The 17002-nt window shown below is 70.4% G+C and carries 15 protein-coding genes; 13 read left to right on the forward strand and 2 right to left on the reverse strand.

Annotated elements, in window-relative coordinates; genetic code table 11:
- The first annotated feature begins 17 nt into the window (after positions 1-17).
- From FOH10_RS05435 to FOH10_RS05450, 4 genes are read left to right on the forward strand one after another with little or no spacing between them, the layout of a single operon-like run.
- Complete coding sequence (locus tag FOH10_RS05435) at positions 18-1016, forward strand: ABC transporter substrate-binding protein (RefSeq protein WP_143979878.1); 999 nt, start codon at positions 18-20, stop codon at positions 1014-1016.
- A complete protein-coding gene (gene entS, locus FOH10_RS05440; RefSeq protein WP_143979879.1) occupies positions 1013-2236 on the forward strand; it encodes an enterobactin transporter EntS in 1224 nt (407 codons plus the stop codon). Before FOH10_RS05435 ends, entS begins: the two co-directional genes overlap by 4 nt.
- Positions 2237-2241: 5 nt before the next feature.
- Positions 2242-3078, forward strand: coding sequence for a siderophore-interacting protein (locus FOH10_RS05445; protein WP_039819257.1), 837 nt, complete (start codon positions 2242-2244; stop codon positions 3076-3078).
- Between the two features lie 6 nt (positions 3079-3084).
- Positions 3085-3324, forward strand: coding sequence for a phosphopantetheine-binding protein (locus FOH10_RS05450; RefSeq protein WP_039819258.1), 240 nt, complete (start codon positions 3085-3087; stop codon positions 3322-3324).
- Between the two features lie 131 nt (positions 3325-3455).
- On the opposite strand, the gene FOH10_RS05455 is transcribed toward FOH10_RS05450, so the two are convergent.
- Positions 3456-5108, reverse strand: coding sequence for a (2,3-dihydroxybenzoyl)adenylate synthase (locus tag FOH10_RS05455; protein WP_143979880.1), 1653 nt, complete (start codon positions 5106-5108; stop codon positions 3456-3458).
- A 92-nt stretch (positions 5109-5200) separates the two neighbouring features.
- On the opposite strand from FOH10_RS05455, the gene FOH10_RS05460 reads away from it, so the two are divergent.
- The 3 genes from FOH10_RS05460 to FOH10_RS05470 are packed head-to-tail and all read left to right on the forward strand — an operon-like array spanning position 5201 to position 7861.
- A complete protein-coding gene (locus FOH10_RS05460; protein ID WP_143979881.1) occupies positions 5201-6007 on the forward strand; it encodes an SDR family oxidoreductase in 807 nt (268 codons plus the stop codon).
- 9 nt (positions 6008-6016) lie between these two features.
- Positions 6017-7171 carry an isochorismate synthase gene (locus FOH10_RS05465; RefSeq protein ID WP_143979882.1) on the forward strand — a complete coding sequence of 385 codons (1155 nt, stop codon included), beginning with the start codon at positions 6017-6019 and terminating at the stop codon, positions 7169-7171.
- Between the two features lie 27 nt (positions 7172-7198).
- The gene (locus tag FOH10_RS05470; protein WP_143979883.1) at positions 7199-7861 is read left to right on the forward strand and encodes an isochorismatase family protein; all 663 of its coding nucleotides are present in this window, start codon (positions 7199-7201) and stop codon (positions 7859-7861) included.
- A gap of 62 nt (positions 7862-7923) precedes the next feature.
- Here FOH10_RS05470 and FOH10_RS05475 read toward each other — a convergent pair whose 3' ends face one another.
- Positions 7924-8835: an esterase/lipase family protein gene (locus tag FOH10_RS05475; RefSeq protein WP_143979884.1), complete on the reverse strand. Its 912-nt coding sequence runs from the start codon at positions 8833-8835 to the stop codon at positions 7924-7926.
- Positions 8836-8999: 164 nt separating this feature from the next.
- On the opposite strand from FOH10_RS05475, the gene FOH10_RS05480 reads away from it, so the two are divergent.
- The 6 genes from FOH10_RS05480 to FOH10_RS05505 all read left to right on the forward strand — a co-directional run bounded on the left by FOH10_RS05480 (position 9000) and on the right by FOH10_RS05505 (position 16875).
- Positions 9000-9926, forward strand: coding sequence for a cyclase family protein (locus FOH10_RS05480; protein WP_143979885.1), 927 nt, complete (start codon positions 9000-9002; stop codon positions 9924-9926).
- A gap of 64 nt (positions 9927-9990) precedes the next feature.
- Positions 9991-11130 carry an alpha/beta fold hydrolase gene (locus FOH10_RS05485; protein ID WP_308212908.1) on the forward strand — a complete coding sequence of 380 codons (1140 nt, stop codon included), beginning with the start codon at positions 9991-9993 and terminating at the stop codon, positions 11128-11130.
- A 144-nt stretch (positions 11131-11274) separates the two neighbouring features.
- Positions 11275-12069 (forward strand): DUF6585 family protein, encoded by a 795-nt coding sequence (locus FOH10_RS05490; RefSeq protein WP_143979886.1) that lies wholly within the window; start codon positions 11275-11277, stop codon positions 12067-12069.
- Between the two features lie 114 nt (positions 12070-12183).
- The gene (locus FOH10_RS05495) at positions 12184-13218 is read left to right on the forward strand and encodes an AraC family transcriptional regulator (RefSeq protein ID WP_143979887.1); all 1035 of its coding nucleotides are present in this window, start codon (positions 12184-12186) and stop codon (positions 13216-13218) included.
- A 247-nt stretch (positions 13219-13465) separates the two neighbouring features.
- Positions 13466-14788 (forward strand): lipase family protein, encoded by a 1323-nt coding sequence (locus tag FOH10_RS05500; RefSeq protein WP_244961641.1) that lies wholly within the window; start codon positions 13466-13468, stop codon positions 14786-14788.
- A 26-nt stretch (positions 14789-14814) separates the two neighbouring features.
- Entirely contained in the window at positions 14815-16875 is a 2061-nt protein-coding gene (locus FOH10_RS05505) for a CocE/NonD family hydrolase (RefSeq protein ID WP_143979889.1), read from the forward strand.
- Positions 16876-17002: the final 127 nt, after the last annotated feature.

Below are 17002 nucleotides of genomic sequence, written 5' to 3' on the forward strand. Positions count from 1 at the left end.
GAAAGAACACACCATCCATGTCGCTGTACCGAATGACGGCCCGCCTCCGCGCCGCCGTCGCCCTGTTCCTGCTCTCGCTGATCGCGGTGGTGGCGGGCTGTAGCAGTTCCGCCTCCGACGATGCGAGCGCATCCGGCACCCGTGAGGTGCGGACCGATCGCGGCGTGGTGAGCGTGCCCGCCGATCCGCAGCGCATCGTCGTCGTCAACGGCTCGCTCGCCGGATACCTCTACGATCTGGGCGCCAAGGTGAAGGCGGCGGACCCGCGCGTACTCGGCGTGACCCTGAAACCCGGTGAGTTCCCGGCCGCCTGGGCGGACGACGCCAAGGCGCAGGGCACCGAGGTGCTGCCCTCCGGCGACGACATCAATCTGGAGTTCATCGCCTCCCAGCAGCCGGATCTGATCATCGGCGGCGGCCAGGGCTATCCGGGCCAGCAGTCCATCGACGCCTACGACAAGCTCACCGCCATCGCCCCGACCGTGCTGGTGCCCTCGAATCTCACCAACTGGCAGGACCAGCTGAAGTCGGTCGCCGACGCGGTGAACCGGTCCGCCGAGGTCGAGGGCCTGATCAGTTCGTACAACGACAAGGTCGCCGAGGTGAAGTCCACCATCAAGGTGCCGCAGGGCGCGGTGTCGGTCTTCCAGTCGCGCAAGGATCTCAAGCCCTCGGTCATCGCCCCCGGCACCCCGCTGGCCGCACTGCTGTCCGAGGTCGGCTTCACCATCGACGACAAGGTCGAGGCCAAGGCGGGCAACCCCACGCGCGCGGCGGCCGCCGACTGGGTCTCGTTCAGCCCGGAACTCACCACCACCGTGGTCGACGCGCCCGTGCTGTTCGTCGTGCAGCTCGACGGCGGTCGCAGCATCGCCCAGCTGCGGGAGGACCCGATGCTGGCGGCGCTCCCGGCCTTCCGGTCCGGCCAGGTCTACGACCTGCCCGCCACCAGCCAGCGCCCCGACTACCGCAATGTGATGGCCACCCTCGATCTGCTCGCGGAGCGCTTCCGGTGACAGCCGTCGGCGGCCTGCTCATCGATACCTCGCCCCTGCGCGCCAGCCGGGAGTTCCGCTGCGCCTTCGCGGCCCGGCTGGTATCGGTGCTGGGGATCGGGCTGCTCATGGTGGCCCTGCCCGTGCAGGTCTACCAGCTGACCGGCTCCTCGCTGCAGGTCGCCGGCGTTACCACGGTCACCGCGGTCGCCCTGTTCGCCGGAAGTCTGGCGGGTGGGGTGATCGCGGACCGCTACGACCGCCGCGATGTCATTCAGTGGTCGCGCACCGCGGCGGGACTCGGTTTCCTCGCGCTCGGCCTGAACGCCTTACTGCCGGAACCGTTCCTGGCCGTCATCTACGCCGCGGGCGTGGTGGACGGTCTGGCCGGTGGCGTCAGCGGCTCGGCGCTGATGGCGCTGGTCCCCATGCTGGTCGGCCGGGAGAAGGTGGCCGCCGCCGGTGCCCTCACCGCGCTGACCTCCGATCTGGGCACCATGATCACCCCCGCCCTGGCCGGTCTGCTGATCGCGAAAACCGGTGTGGGGCCGGCCTTCTTCCTGGCGGCCGGTGCGACCGTGGCCACGGTCGGGCTGATCCGCGCCATCGGACCGCAGCCGCCCCCGGCCCGCGAGATCCAGCATCCGCTGCGGGAACTGGTCATCGGCATTCGGTTCGCGATGCGGCACCGGGCGATTCGCGCCGCACTACTGACCGGGCTGATCGCCATGCTGGTGAGCGGCCCGCTGGTGCTGCTGCCCGCCCTGGCCGAACACGATCTCGACGCGGGCACGACCACGCTCGGCCTGCTCTACGCCGCCCCCGGTGCGGGCGCGGTGCTGGGTTCGCTCACCAGCGGCTGGATCGGGCGCAGCGTCCGGCCCGGCCGTGCCCTGCTGATCTCGCTGGCACTCATGCCGATCGGCGTCATCGTGGCCGGACTGGCGCCGCACGCCGCCGTGGTCTTCCTCGGCCTCGCCGGATTCGGCCTGGCCCGCGCGGTGAACATGGTGCTGCGCTACACCGTGCTCCAGCAGCAGGCCCCCGAGGAGCTGCGCGGCCGGGTGTCCGGCCTGCTCATGGTGCAGGCCGTCACCGGCACCGCCGTCGGCTCCATGGTGGCCGGGCTGGTGGGCCAATTCTTCGCGCCCAGAACCGCTCTCGTGGTCTACGGGCTGTCCGTACTGGTACTCGGCGCGGTCACGGCCCTGGCCGCCGCGCCCCTGTTGGGAAGGGAGTAGCGCCCATGGATCGTGCCGCCTATGCCGAACGCATCACCGAGGTGCTGTCCGGCGAGCACGGAGCCAAGGTCGGCTATCCGATCGGATTGTGCGCGGTGGAGGTGAAACGCACCGTCGCGGTGGGAGCCGGTCTGGTGCGCATCACCTTCGGTGGCGAGGAGTTGGCCGGCTTCCACAGCTATGTGCCGGATGAGCATGTGCGCCTGGTCTTTCCGGACGACGACGGGGTGCTGCGACTGCCGAGGAAGGACGGCCTGTCCCTGGAATGGGGCCAGCCGCGCCCGGTGTCGCGCGAGTACACGGTGCGCCGCTTCAGCGCCGCGGATCGGGAACTCGATATCGACTTCGCCATCCACCCCGGCGGTCTGGCCTCGGACTGGGCCCTGGCCGCCACGCCGGGCACCCCCATGCATATCGCCGGGCCGCCCGGCGGCGTCGTGGTGCCGACGAACTATGACAGGTTCCTGCTGGCGGGCGATATCACCGCCCTGCCCGCCATCGCCCGCTGGCTGGAATGGCTGCCGCGCGAGGCGGCCGGATGGGCCGTCATCGAGGTGGGCGGTCCGGACGAGGAGATCGCCATCGACGCCCCGCTCGGCGTCGAGGTGCGGTGGGTGCACCGCGGCGACGCCGAACCGGGCACCGGCGACGCCTTCGAAAGGGCGGTTCGCGGTGTGGAAGTGCCTGCCGGGGAACGGGTGTACGTCTGGCTCGCGGGGGAGGCCGGGGTGCTGAAACCGCTGCGCCGCTGGGTGCGCACCGACCTGGGGGTGGGACCGAAGGACAGCCTGATCGCCGGGTACTGGAAGCGCGGCGTGGCCGACTACGACCGAGACGAGTGAGGGATCATGACGAACGAGAACACCATCGTGGCCGAGCGTGCGCGCGTGATCGCCGATGTGGCGGCCGCGCTGGGCGTGGAGCCCGCCGAGCTCACCGACGAGACCAATCTGCTCGATGCCGGACTGGATTCGGTGCGCATCATGTCGCTGGTGGAGACGTGGCGCTCCGCCGGATTCGAGCACATCGACTTCCCCACGCTGGCCTCCGACCCCGTACTGGGGTCCTGGATCGAAGCCCTGGGCTGATGACCGCGTGCCCCGGCGCGCCGACCCGCCCGCGACCGGCCGCCTCCGCGGTGCCGCACCCGGCGGCGGCCGACCGTGGCGGGATTCCGCCCGCGGCGGCGGTCGGCCGCACCGGGATGCCTGGGCCGGCGCTATCGAACCCGCTGTGCCCCGTCGGCCAGCAGCCGCCGCAGTTCCTTGCGACTGGTCTTGCCGACGCCCGTCTCCGGGAAGTCGTCCACGACCTCCACCGTGTCCGGCATCTTCCAGGCCGCCACCCCGCGCTCGCGTACGAAGGCGCGTACGCCGGTCAGGGTGGGCCGGTCCGCCGGATCGGTGGGCTGAACGAAGGCGGAGATGCGCTGTCCCAGAACCGGGTCCGGGGTGCCGACGATGACCGCGTCCCGAATTCCCGGATGGGCCAGCAGATGCGCCTCCAACTCCTCGGCCGAGACCTTCTCGCCGCCGCGGTTCACCCAGTCCCCGGCCCGGCCCAGCACGTCCAGATTGCCGTCCGGGCGGATGCGCACCATATCGCCGGTGCGGTACCAGCCCTGCGCGGTGAAGCTGCGGGCATCGGCCTCGGGATTGTCGTAGTAGCCGCGAATCGTGTACGGGCCGTGGGTGATCAGATTTCCGGGCGTGCCGGGTGGCACCTCCGCGCCGGTGTCGTCCACGACCATGACGCGATCGTGTTCGGACATCGGGCGGCCCTGGGTGCTCACCACCACCTCGAGCGGATCGTCGAGCCGGGTGTAGCAGACCAGGCCCTCGGCCATGCCGAACACCTGCTGCAGGGTCACGCCCAGCGCCGGACCCACCCGGCGCGCCAACTCCTCCTGGCAGCGGGCCCCGCCCACCTGCAGCACCCGCAGGCTGGACAGGTCCGGGGTGTCACCGCTCTCGGCCTTCTCCACCCACAGCCGGGCCAGCGGCGGCACCAGCCCGGTGATGGTCACCCCGAAGCGTTCGATGGCCCGGAACGCCGTCGCGGGCGTGGGGTCCGGGGTCATGGCCACCGTGCCGCCCGCCCACAGCGCGCCCAGAATGCCGGGCGAGCTCATCGGGAAGTTGTGCGCCACCGGCAAGGTCGCGAGATAGACGGTGTCGGTGTCGAGTTCGCAGATCTCGGCACTGCGCCGCACGCTGTAGAGGTAGTCGTCGTGGGTGCGGGGGATGAGCTTCGGGATGCCGGTGCTGCCGCCGGACAGTTGCAGGAAGGCGACATCGCTCGCCGCGGGCGCGGGCAGCTCACCGGGTTCGTCCCGCAGTTCCGCGATATCGTGCGCTCCCTCCGGCAGCGCGGCGTCCCCGTCGTCGGTGACCACGAGGAGATGGCGCAGCGACGGCACCTGCGCGCGGACCGAATCCGCCAGTGCCGCATAGTCGAAACGCTGATGCACCCCGCTGGTGATGACGGCCGTGGCGGCGCTGGCCGTGGCGATCGGCACCAGTTCCGCCTGCCGATGCGCGGGCAGGCAGAACACCGGCAGCGCGCCGAGCCGGAAGAGCGCGAAGATCACCTCCACGAATTCCGCGCGATTGGGCAGTTGCACGAGCACCCGATCGCGCGGGCGGATGCCGATCCGGGCCAGCCCGGTGGCCAGCGACCGGGAGCGGTGGTCGAGTTCGGCGTAGGTCCAGCGGTGCCGCTCGTCCACGACGGCGACGGCCGCTCCGGCGGTGACCGCGCGGGCGGCGAGCACGTCGCCGAAGGTCTCTCCGGTCCAGCAGCCGAGTTCTCGATACCGTCGCGCCTCATCGGTCGGCCACGGGGTGAAGCCGGGGAGAACGGTCGATGGCATTGGGGCACACCTTCTTTCGCGGATTCTGTCGGCACTCGCGCACACCGGGGAGCGGTACGCGCCCCATATTCTTATCAGGTTAGGCTAACCTTATGTTCATGATCGATTCGGGTAAGCGCGCGGTCGTCGTGACCGGCGCGGCCGCGGGCATCGGAGCGGCCGTCGCCGCCGAACTCGCGAGCGGAGCGCACGCGTTGGCGCTCTGGGACCGTGATCCGCGGGTACACCGGGTGGCGCGCGAGATCGCCGACCGCACCGGCGGGTCCGTACGCGCCGCCGAGGTGGATGTGGCCGACGCGATGTCGGTGCGGGCCGCCTTCGACCGGTTCACCGGCGAGTTCGGCCCGGCCGACGTGCTGGTGCACGCCGCCGGAGTCATGGATTCCGGTACAGCACTGGAAATCACGCCGGAGGTGTGGGACCGCAGCTTCGCCGTCAACGCCACCGGCACCATGCACGTCACCCAGCGGGCGGCCCGGGAGATGGTCACCGCCGGACGCGGCGCCATCGTGGTGGTCTCCTCCAATGCCGCGAGCACGCCCCGCGTCGGCATGGCCGCCTACTGCGCCGCCAAGGCCGCCGCCACCGCCTACACCCGCGCACTCGCCCTCCAGGTCGCCCCGCACGGCGTCCGGGTGAACCTGGTCTCGCCCGGTTCCACCGACACCGCCATGCTGCGCGGCCTGTACGCCGACGGCGACGACCGACCCCTCGACGATGCCGCCCACGCCGGTCTGCTGGCCGGTGATCCCGAGCAGTTCCGGCTCGGCATCCCGCTGCGCCGCATCGCGCGGCCCGCCGATATCGCCGCGGCCGTGCGCTTTCTGGTATCCGACGACGCTCGCCACATCACCCTGCACGATCTGCGGGTGGACGGCGGCGCGACCCTCGATATGTGACCCGAGAGGATGATCCCTATTTCCGCCACACCAGATACCGATTCGACCGACAGCGCGGACCCCGCCTTCGTGCTCGCCCGCCCCTACCGCACGGTGGTGGCGGGGCGCGGTGGCCGCGTCTTCCGATCCGCACACGATGCGGTGTCGGCGCTGCGCGCGGGCGAGGTCGGCCATATCGTCGGCGCGCTGCCCTTCGCGCCGGACGCCCCGGCGGCGCTGTGGGCGCCGGACTCGATCACCGTGACCGAATCCGGCTACGTACCCGACGCCGGTAGCCGTCCGGTCTTCGACTTCGCGGCCGCCGTCCCGGAGCCCGACACGCACGTGCGGCGGGTGGCCGCGGCGGTGCGGCTGCTGGCCGATGAGACGCATCCCATTCGAAAAGTGGTGCTGGCCCGGTCGATTCGTGCCCGCGCCGCCGTCGCGACGCGGGCGGTGGAGATCCTGGACCGCCTGGTGTCGACCGATCCCATGGGCAATGGTTTCCTGGTGGACCTGTCGGCCGCGGGCGCGCCGTACACCGGCAGGCATCTCGTCGGGTCCAGCCCGGAAATCCTGCTCCGACGCGACGGCGCCGAGGTGCTCAGTCATCCGCTGGCCGGATCGGCACGGCGGATTCTCGACGACGAGCGGGCCGACCGGGTGGTGGCGGAGACACTGCTCGGCTCCTCGAAGGATCAGCACGAGCACCGCTATGTGGTCGACCAGGTCAGCGGCGTGCTGCGTGACCGCTGCGCCGAGGTGGTCGCGCCCGCCCCCGAACTCACCAGCACCCCCGAGATGTGGCATCTCGGCACCCCGATCACCGCCACGGTGCGCGCCGACGGCCCCTCCGCACTGGAGTTGGCGGCGGCCCTGCACCCCACCCCGGCCATCTGCGGTACCCCCACCGCCGAGGCGGCGCGGCTGATCGCCGAACTCGAGGGTGACCGCGGCTTCTACGCGGGCGCGGTGGGCTGGTGCGACGCCGCGGGCAATGGCGAGTGGATGGTCAGCATTCGCTGCGCCGAACTGGCCGCCGACGGTCTGAGCCTGCTGGCGCACGCGGGCGGCGGCATCGTGGCCGAATCCGATCCGGTGGCCGAATTGGCCGAGACCACCGGCAAGTTCCAGCGCATCCTGGCCCCGCTCGGCATCGCGGACCTACCGGTCACCGTCGCCTGACCGCCACACACGACTTCGGGAGATCTCATGCCTATTCCGCCGATCGCGCCCTATCCGATGCCCACGCCCGAGGAGGTGACCGCCAACCAGGTGGGGTGGACCGTCGATCCGGCCCGCACCGCGCTGCTCATCCACGATATGCAGCAGTACTTCCTGGCCGCCTACGACACCGGGGCGGAACCGGCGCGCACCCTCATCGCCAATATCGCGCGACTGCGAAACCGCTGCCACGAGTTGGGGATTCCGGTCATCTACACCATGCAGCCGGGCGACCAGCATCCGTCCCGCCGCGGCATCCTGGCCGACTTCTGGGGCACCGGCATGTCACACGGCCCGGAGACCGAGGTGATCGCCGAACTGCGCCCCGACGACCGCGACATCCAGGTCACCAAATGGCGCTACTCCGCCTTCCAGCGCACCGACCTGCGCGAGCTGCTCGGCTACTACAACCGCGACCATCTCCTGGTCACCGGCGTGTACGCGCATATGGGCTGCATGCTCAGCGCCGCCGAAGCCTTCATGAGCGATGTGCGGCCCTTCCTGGCCCTGGACGCCACCGCCGACTTCAGCCGCGAGGAGCACCTGATGGCCCTGAACTACACCGCCCGCCGCTGCGGCGCGGTGTCGACCACCGCCGAGCTGCTGCACCAGCTCGACGGCGCGTCGGTGGCCGCGCGGCGCGCGTCATGAGAGGGTGACGGACCGGCCGGACTGCCTCGGCCGGGAGCGCTGCGGCGGGATCGGTCGGAGCGTCAGTCCGCGGGGCAGGGCGTGCCTCGGTAGGGCAGGCCGAGCGCCCGGTGCACCAGATACGAGACGGCGGGGGAGTCCGGGAGGATGCCGTGGTGGTGGGTGTCGGTCGGGCAGACGTCCTGCACCCAGACATTGGTGACGGTGGCGCGCGGTCCGGCGCGCAGGAAGGTGGCCTCCGGCGGGGTGACCACGCGGTCCACCCGGCTGGCGATGGCGGTGTAGGCGACACCGGGTTCGGTGTCACCGGCGGCGTTGAGCGTGGCCAGGAACTCGCTGTCGATGAGCTGCTGCGCGGCCGCGGTCCCCAGCACCCGGGCGATCAGGCTGTCGGCCACCGCACCCGCGCTGCCGGACGGCAACAGGTAGCGCAGACCCTCGGCGGTGGTGCCGTGATGGGTGGCGGCGATGCTGATCAGACGCCGGATACTGGTGCGGCTCGGGTCTTCTCGATGCGCGCCGCCTTCGAAGCGCAGATACTGCCGAACCAGGGGTCCGCCCTGGGAGTGCGCCACCACATCGACCTTCGCCGCGCCGGTGGCGGTGCGCACCCGGTCGACGAAGGCCGCCAGCTCCTTGGCGGAGGTGCGCATATCCGCCGTCCCGAAGACGCCCGGGGCCGCGCCGCGCAGGCTGGCGGTGGCGTGTCCGTAATTGAGCGTGAACACGCAGACCTCGTGCGCCTTCAGTTCGGGAGCCAGTGTGTCCCAGGAGTTCTGGTTGCCCCAGGTGCCGTGCACCAACAGCACCGGTTCCGGGTGCGCCGCCGTGGGCGTACAGCTCCAGTCGTTCGCGCCGACCGGTGCCCGGCCCTCGTCGTGTGCGGATGCGGGCGCGCTCGTGAGCGCGGCGGTCGCGATCGCGGCGAGCAGTGTGATTCCGCAATGGCACCAGCGTTTCTCGCGCGCAGGCATCCGGCGCAGCCCCTTTCGCCAGCACAGTGTTTCGGGCGGGCAGCGTTCGGTGTGCGAGATGCCAAACCATCAGGTTCTTCGGAGCTCATGGAACCATTGGGGCTACCGGTCGGCAATCTTCGCGGCGGTGTGGCGCGGGCGATTTTTCCGGTAGTTTGCCCACCATGGCGCTACCGTCCGAGTTCCTCGCCGTCGCCGAACGCGTGAACAATTGGGGGCGTTGGGGTTCCGACGACGAGATCGGCACGCTCAACCTGATCACCGACGAGGTGGTGCGGGCCGCGGCCGCGACGGTGCGGACGGGACGGCGGGTGCCGCTGGCGGTGCCGTTGCGCCAGCAGGGGATCCAGACCGGGCTGATTCCCGGCCGGGTGAACCCGCTGCACACCATGCTCGCGGTGAACTGGGAGATGTTCGGCCCCGACACCATCGCCACCAGCGACGACGCGGTGACGATGGGATTGCAGGCCGGAACGCACTGGGATGCGCTGACCCACATCTCCTACCGCGGCCGCATCTACAACGGACGCCCCGCCGACAGCATCACCGCCCACCACGGCTGCGCCTTCAGCGGCATCGAGAAGGCGCGCCACATCGTGTCGCGCGGTGTGCTGCTGGATGTGGCGGCCGCCCACGGCGTCGCGGGCCTGCCGTCGAATCACGCTGTCACACCGGAGGATCTGGCGGCGGCCGAGGATTTCGGGGGAGTGCGGGTGCGGGCCGGGGACGTGGTGCTGGTGCGCACCGGACAGCTGCGGCTCTATCTCGCCGGTGATCGCGACGCCTACGCCATGCCCTCACCCGGACTGTCGATTCGATGCCCGGAATGGTTCCACGCGCGCGATGTCGCGGCCGTCGCCAACGACACGCTGGTCTTCGAGATCTTCCCGCCGGAGATCGAGAACCTCTTCCTGGCGGTGCACGCGCTGCACCTGGTCGACATGGGGATGGTGCAGGGACAGAACTGGAATCTCGAGGAACTGTCGGCGGTGTGCGCGGAGGAACGGCGATACGAGTTTCTGCTGTCCGCCATGCCGGAACCCTTCGTGGGGGCGACCGGAACACCGGTCGCCCCGGTCGCCATTCTCTAGCTATGGATCAGCTACCGTCGGATCGGGTCGGCGGCGGCCCGCACAGGCGATGGGAGGCTGATTCATGGGCATGCTGCGTCGGGCACTGATCGGATCCGCGGTGGCGGTCGCCCTGCTGGCCACGGCGGCACCGGCCACCGCCGCGCCCGCCGCGACGCCCGGCGGCCTCATCGACGTCATCGCCCGACCGGCGGGCTGGCGCGGCATGGCCCAGGGGGCGGTGATCGACTACTGGATGACCGGATCACAGGGCGAACCGGTCCCCGCCAGCGGCGCGCTGTTCGTCCCCGCCGGACCGCCGCCGCCCGACGGCTGGCCGATCATGGTGTACGACCACGGCACCAGCGGCCTCGGGCCGAACTGCGGTGGACAGACCACCCCGGACGCCGAGCCGCTGTGGCCGCTGTTCCGCGACCTGGTGGCCCGGGGCATCGCGGTGGTGGCCCCCGACTATCTGGGCCTGGGGCGCTTCGACACCGGCACGCACCCCTACCTGGAGATCCGTACCGAGGCCACCGCGGCCATCGATCTGGTGCGGGCGGCGCGGGCGGCGAATCCGGGGCTCTCCCGCACCTGGGCGGTCTTCGGGGAATCACAGGGCGGCCAGGCGGCCTTGGGTGCGGCCCACCTCCAGGACACCTACGCTCCCGAACTCGACTTCCGCGGCACCATCGCCCTCGATCCGGAATCCGATGTGGAGAAGGTCGCACCCCTGATGGGTCCGTGGGTGCCGAACGCCCGCGCGCTGGACAAGATCACCGATTTCTCCGCCTACATTCTCGCCGGATTGCGGGCCGCCCGACCGGATTTCGACGTGGACCACTACCTCAGCCCCACCGGTCGCGCGGTGGTCGACAGCATCGGCGGGCTGTGCTCGGCGCAGATCACCGAGCGCCTGGCCGGACTGTCCCTCGGCGACCTGCTGGCCCAGCCGCTGGTGGACGACCGTTTCCGCAGCACGCTCACCGGCTACATGGAGGTACCCGTCGCGGGGTACGACCGCCCGATCCTGTTGCTGGTCAACGCCACCGACACCACGGTGCCCTCCCCGCTGCACGCCGCCCTGATGGCTCAGTTCGCCGCGCACGGCGTGGACTTCCAGACCGTCTTCGGCCTCGGCGCGCACACCGATATGAACGCGGCGATGCACGAGGCCACCGCCGCGTTCATCGCCCGGATCTTCGCGGCGCCCGCCGTCTCCTGACCGAATGCGGGGTGTGCGCCCCAGCCCCGGATCTTCGCCGACCCCGCTGCGCTCCGGCCGTGTGCGGGGCATCTTCCACACCTCTGTCAAGGAGGGTTGCCACGGGTGGTTTGGGCCGCCGCGCGGGTGGGCACCTGATCGGGAATGGACGTAGTCAAGGATCTCGACATCCGCACCGCCACCGTCCGGGGCGACTCCGGTGCGGGACTCGGCGCGCACCGGGACACCTATGTCGCCGTGCGGCCGCCCACCCGGCGGCACGCGCTCGAGGTCATGGGCCTGCTGCTCTGCGGAACGGTCGCGGCGATCGGCGCGGCCACCGGTGCGGCGGTCCTGGTCATTCCGGGTCTCGCGGGCGCGCTCATGCTCGGCGTGCGCCTGGTGTGCGAGCTGACCCGATCGGCCTACGTGAACGGACGCGATCGCGACACCCGGCTGGAGTTGTACGACGGCGGCTGCGTGGCCGTGGTCGGCGGCCGCGCACGGACCATCCGATACGACACCGCCACGGTGCGGCGGGCGGTGACCGAGGACGCCGACCACGTGCCCGACCGGACCGCGCACCCGTACACGGTGACCGACACCGGCGGCGATCCGATCGTGCTGCGGCACACCATCGACCACCCGGAACAGTGGGGTCCGGAGATCGACCGCGCCGTCACCGAGGCGCAACTGCCGCGGGCGCTGGCCACCCTGGAGTCGGGCGGACGCCTCGACTTCGCACCCTTCTGGATGACATCCACCGAGATCGGCGTGGACCACCGCGCGGTGTCATGGGCCCGGGTCAGCGGCATCGTCGTGCACAAGGGCTGGGTCTCGGTACGCGTCCGCGGGGAATCGCTGCCGCTGGATTCACTGCCCGCGGACGTGGTCGGGAACTTCACACTGTTCCGCACGGTCGCCGAGCGGATGCGGTCGGCGACCGCGACCCGGGCCTGACCGCCGCGCTTCCGGACGAGGAGCCGCCTTTCCGGACCGAGAGGTCGGTCGCGCCCCTCCCGAAGCCCGCATTGTGCCTGATACGGTCGCAGCAGCCGTCGCCGAGGAGAGCCGGTGAGCGATAAGTCCGCGACCGCCGAGAGCGCCCGTACCGTGCCCATCGGCTTCGTCCGTGCCGCCGTGGCGACCGCGGCACGCCGCGGCGTGGACACCTCCGACCTGCTGCGGACGGTCGGCGTGGCCCCGGACCTGATCGCGCAGGATCGCGCGCGGGTGACCGTGGCGCAGATGGCGTACACCGTGCGGCGGCTGTGGCGGTTGAGCGATGACGAGCTGTTCGGACTCGGACCGCGACCGGTACCACGCGGCACCCTGCGGCTGATCGGCTACGGCCTGCTGGGCTGTCCGGACCTGGGGTCGGCGCTCGCCCGCTTCACCGACTACCAGCGGCTGACGCCCGGCCTGCCGCCCATGGCGGCCGTCACCGCGCGGGCACGCACCCGATTCACCATCGACACCGCGGTTCTCGACGATCCCGAGCACCTGATCACCGCCTTCCTCCTGGCCTCCGCGCACCGCTTCATGGCCTGGGGGATCGGCCGCCGCATTCCGCTGCGGCAGGTGGAGCTGCCCTTCCCGCGGCCGCGCAATATCGGCGACTACGACCTGGTGTTCGGCATCCGCCCGATCTTCGACAGTGCCACCGCCGCACTGGTTTTCGAGAGTTCGCTGCTGTCGTCGCCGATCGTCCGCGATGAGGCGGAACTACTCGCGTGGCTCCGGGACGCACCGGCGGATCTGCTCGCCCGCCGCGAGTACGGCACGTCGATGTCCGAGCAGGTGCGCCGCATTCTGGCGCGCGGGCTGACCGGTGCGTGGCCCGGTGCCGAGGACATCGCCGCCAGGCTCTCGCTGAGCGCGCCGACGGTACGCCGCAGACTGGGCGAGGAGGGGACCTCCATCACCGTCATCAAGGAGGAGATCCTCCGCGACGCCGCCATCGCGAGTCTGGTCGCCGGTGCGGAGACGGTGGAGGAGCTGTCGGCGCGCCTGGGCTTCTCCGAACCGAGCGCCTTCCGCCGGGCCTTTCGGCGGTGGACGGGCAGCCCACCGGGCGCCTATCGCGTCCGAGCGGGCGAACGATCCTAGGAATTTCCGGGGCGCGAGGGAATGACCGCGCGTCGCGCGAAATATGACCGTCGCGCTCGATTCGGCGCAGAATGTGATTCCATCTGGTTTCGGACTATTTCCCTGCCTACGCTCCCATTCACGATGGGACCACCTGGATGCCCATCGATGTCGGCAGTGCTTCGGGAAAGGCAACGGGATGAACGTGCGCAGAGTCGGGCGCGTCGTCGTAATCGGTGTCATCGCCGTGATGACACCATGGGCGGCAATGGTTTCGGGCCATACGGCCCCGGGTGATCAGGGTGCCCGCATCGAACCCGCGCCCGCGCTCACTCTGCCGCCGGAACTGGACGACTTCTACCGGCCCGCCGCCGATATCGTGGCGGCCGCGCAGCCCGGCGAGATCCTGCGGGCACGTCGCGTCAATCCGGCGTTCTTCGGACTGCTGCCCTTGAACATCGACGCCTGGCAGCTGCTCTACCGCACCGACAACAGTCGCGGCGAGGCCATCGCCACCGTCACCACGGTCTTGAAACCGCGGGGCGCGGCACCGGCGGGCGGGCGCAAACTGCTTTCGTACCAGATCGCCGAGGACAGCGTGGCCCAGTACTGCGCGCCCTCCTACGTCATCCAATCCGGGGCCATTCCCTTCGATTACGTGAACGCGGCGGAGACCCTCATCCCCATCGCCGCCGGTATCGGCCAGGGCTGGACGGTCGCGCTGCCGGACTACCAGGGTCCGAATTCGGCGTACGGCGCATCACGCATGAACGCCCAGGCCACCCTGGACGGTATTCGCGCGGTCGAGAATTTCGAACCCGCCCAATTGAGTGGGGCGAGTACACCTGTCGCCCTGTGGGGCTATTCCGGCGGCACCATTCCCACCTCCTTCGTGCCCGAGATCAAGGACGAGTACGCGCCCGAGTTGAATATCGTCGGCGCGGCCTCGGGCGGAGTGGCGGCGGGCGATTACGCGGCGGTGGTGCGGCACAACAACGGCGGCATGTACGCCGGTCTCATCTCCGCCTCCTTCGTCGGGCTGGCGACCGAATATCCGGAGATGGAACGCGTGCTGCGGGAGCGGGTGGACATCCTCGGCCAACTGGTGCTGGGCTCGAAGAAGGTGCTGTGCCATCCGATGGGCGCGACCCTCTTCCCCGGATTCAACTACCTGGGCACCTTCCAGGGCACGGATCCGCTGCTGCTGCCGGAGATCCGCTTCGCCATCGAGGACAATTCGCTGGGGCAGCGCACCCCCTCGGTGCCGGTGTACTTCTATCACGCGCAGTGGGACGAACTCATTCCGATCGCCGGGACCGACGCGGTCGTCGACCAGTACTGCCGGGACGGCGCGCCGAGCGTCACCTATGTGAGAGAGGCTGCCGCCGAACATATTTCCGGGATCGCCTCCCATCTGCCGGGTGCGTTCCACTGGTTGCGCGACCGACTGAACGGCGTCCCCGCGCCGTCCGGCTGCACCGTGACCGAGCCGGTCACCACGCTGACGGATCCCGCATTCGGTCAAGCCCTGAGCGAGATACTGCCGACCGCGGCACAGGCCCTGGTCGGCCACGCCATCGGTCAGCGGTGACCGGCGCCGACGAGAGGCGAACCACTGTGCGTACGAGAGCACGATTCCTGCGCGGCGCCATCGCCGTCGCGGCCGCGGTCCTCGCGACGGCCCTGCCCACCGCCGCCCCGATCGCCGCGGTGCCCCCGCCCGGCGACACGTTCCCGAAAGCCGATGCGCGCACCGGACTTCCGGACGGCTGGGAGCCGGGGCCGGAGCGGTACGGCGTCGGCGAACACAAGAATGTCGAGATCACCATGAGCGACGGGGTGGTGTTGCGTGCCGACGTGCGCTACCCCGTCGACGCATCCGGGGCTCCGGCGGCCGGGCCGTTTCCGGTCGTCATGACCCAGACGTCCTACGGCAAGGACAGCACCGGGCTGATGCGGCTGCTGTCCTACGAGGGCCTCGGCCCACTGCTGGAGAACGCCCTGCCGACCGTCGTCGACGTGGCCGAGCAGATCGCCGACGCCGCGGGGTACGGCGACTACTTCGTCAAACGCGGCTACATCAGCGTCATCGTCGATATTCGCGGCACCGGATCCTCCGGAGGCCACTGGAGCGTGCTGCAACCGCAGGAGCGTGAGGATTCCCTGCGGATCGTGGAATGGGCGGCGGGGCTGCCCGATTCGACCGGCGAGATCGGTCTGTGGGGGTTGTCGTACCTCGGCATGAGCGAGTTGTTCACCGCCGGAACGCTGGGGCCCGATTCCCCGGTCAAGGCGCTGTTCCCGCTGATGGTCGGCAACCATGCCTTCCAGGACCTGCTGAATCACGACGGATTCCTGAACATCGCCTTCCTGTCCTCCATGCTGGCGGTGCCGATCACGACACTGCCGCAACTGGATCCGATTCTCGGGCTGTACCGCGAGCCCGGCAAGATGCTGAGCGTCTTCACCGACCACCTGCTCACCCATCTGCGCGACGACGCCACCTGGCCGTCGATCGTCAATGCCCTGCTCGACGGCGACAAGCTCTACAACGGGCCGTACTGGGAGGCGCGGGCGCTGGACAATGTCCTGGAACAGATTGCCGCCAACGACATTCCGACCTATCTGATCAGCGGGCACTACGACCTGCTCCAGGACGGCACGCCGCGCACCTTCGCCGGATTGCAGAATGCCTACGCCGGGCGCGGGAAGAACGGCCCGATGCCCGCCGACGCCCCGTCGAGCGGCCGGTTCCAACTGCTCACCGGCCCGTGGTTCCACGTCCAACCCGGAATCCATCGCAGCACCGCCGATCTCGATATGCATGCCATCCAGTTGGCCTGGTTCGATCGGTGGCTGAAGGGGGACCGCAACGGCATCGACGAGACCGACACCCCGCTGCGCGCTATCGACCTGGACGGCAATGTCATCGAAAGCGCCACCTATCCGGTGCGGGAAGCTCCGGCGCGGCGGTTGTACCTCCGGGAGGGCGGGCGGCTCACCGTCGACGCGCCCACCGCGCCGACCGGATCGGACCGGCTCGACTTCTCTCCGGTCAATGCCGGAACCATCTGCAACGCGTCGTTCTCCCGCAACTTCTCCGGTGTCTTCCAGTTGCTGAGCAGTCTGCTCGGCGCCGACGACCCGTGTGCGCGTTTCCCGGCGCATCCGGAAGTGCCCGGCCTACTGGAGAATCAGAGCTACACCACCGAGGCGTTCACCGAGCCGACAGTTCTGGCCGGACCCATCGGGCTCACCCTCTTCGCGGCCTCGAACCGGCCCGCGTCCGCCTTCAGCGTCACGGTGCAGGACATCGCTCCGGACGGCACAGCCACCGCCCTCACCGATGGGCAATTGGCCGGTAACCACCGGGCGCTGGACGAGGACCGCACCTGGCGCGCACCGGACGGCAGCGTGCAGGGGGCATTCCACCCCGGCACCCGCGAATCACTGCTGCCGGTGGTGCCGGGGGAGGTGACCGAGTATCACATCAAGGCGCGCCCGGCCTTCCATGTGCTGCGGCCCGGGCACCGGCTCCAGATCACCCTGGGCACCGGGGATATGCCGACGCACATCCTGAATCCGAAGGACTATCCGGCGCTGCTGGGCAGTTCGTACGACGTCCGGCGGCATGCGGGCGCTGCGTCGTTCCTGACCGTGCCGCTCTCGCGGCCGTAGTCGGCCTCATCGGCCCGGCACGAGCGCCCGCGGGAGCCGCGCGGGCGCTGCGTCGCGTCCGGGGCCGAATCCCGCCGTGGGTCAAGGCAGCTTGACCGTCCCGGGCGCGCGTGGCGCGGCCCGAGTG

The sequence above is a fragment of the Nocardia otitidiscaviarum genome (genome assembly GCF_007362295.1).
Classification (GTDB): Bacteria; Actinomycetota; Actinomycetes; order Mycobacteriales; family Mycobacteriaceae; genus Nocardia; species Nocardia otitidiscaviarum.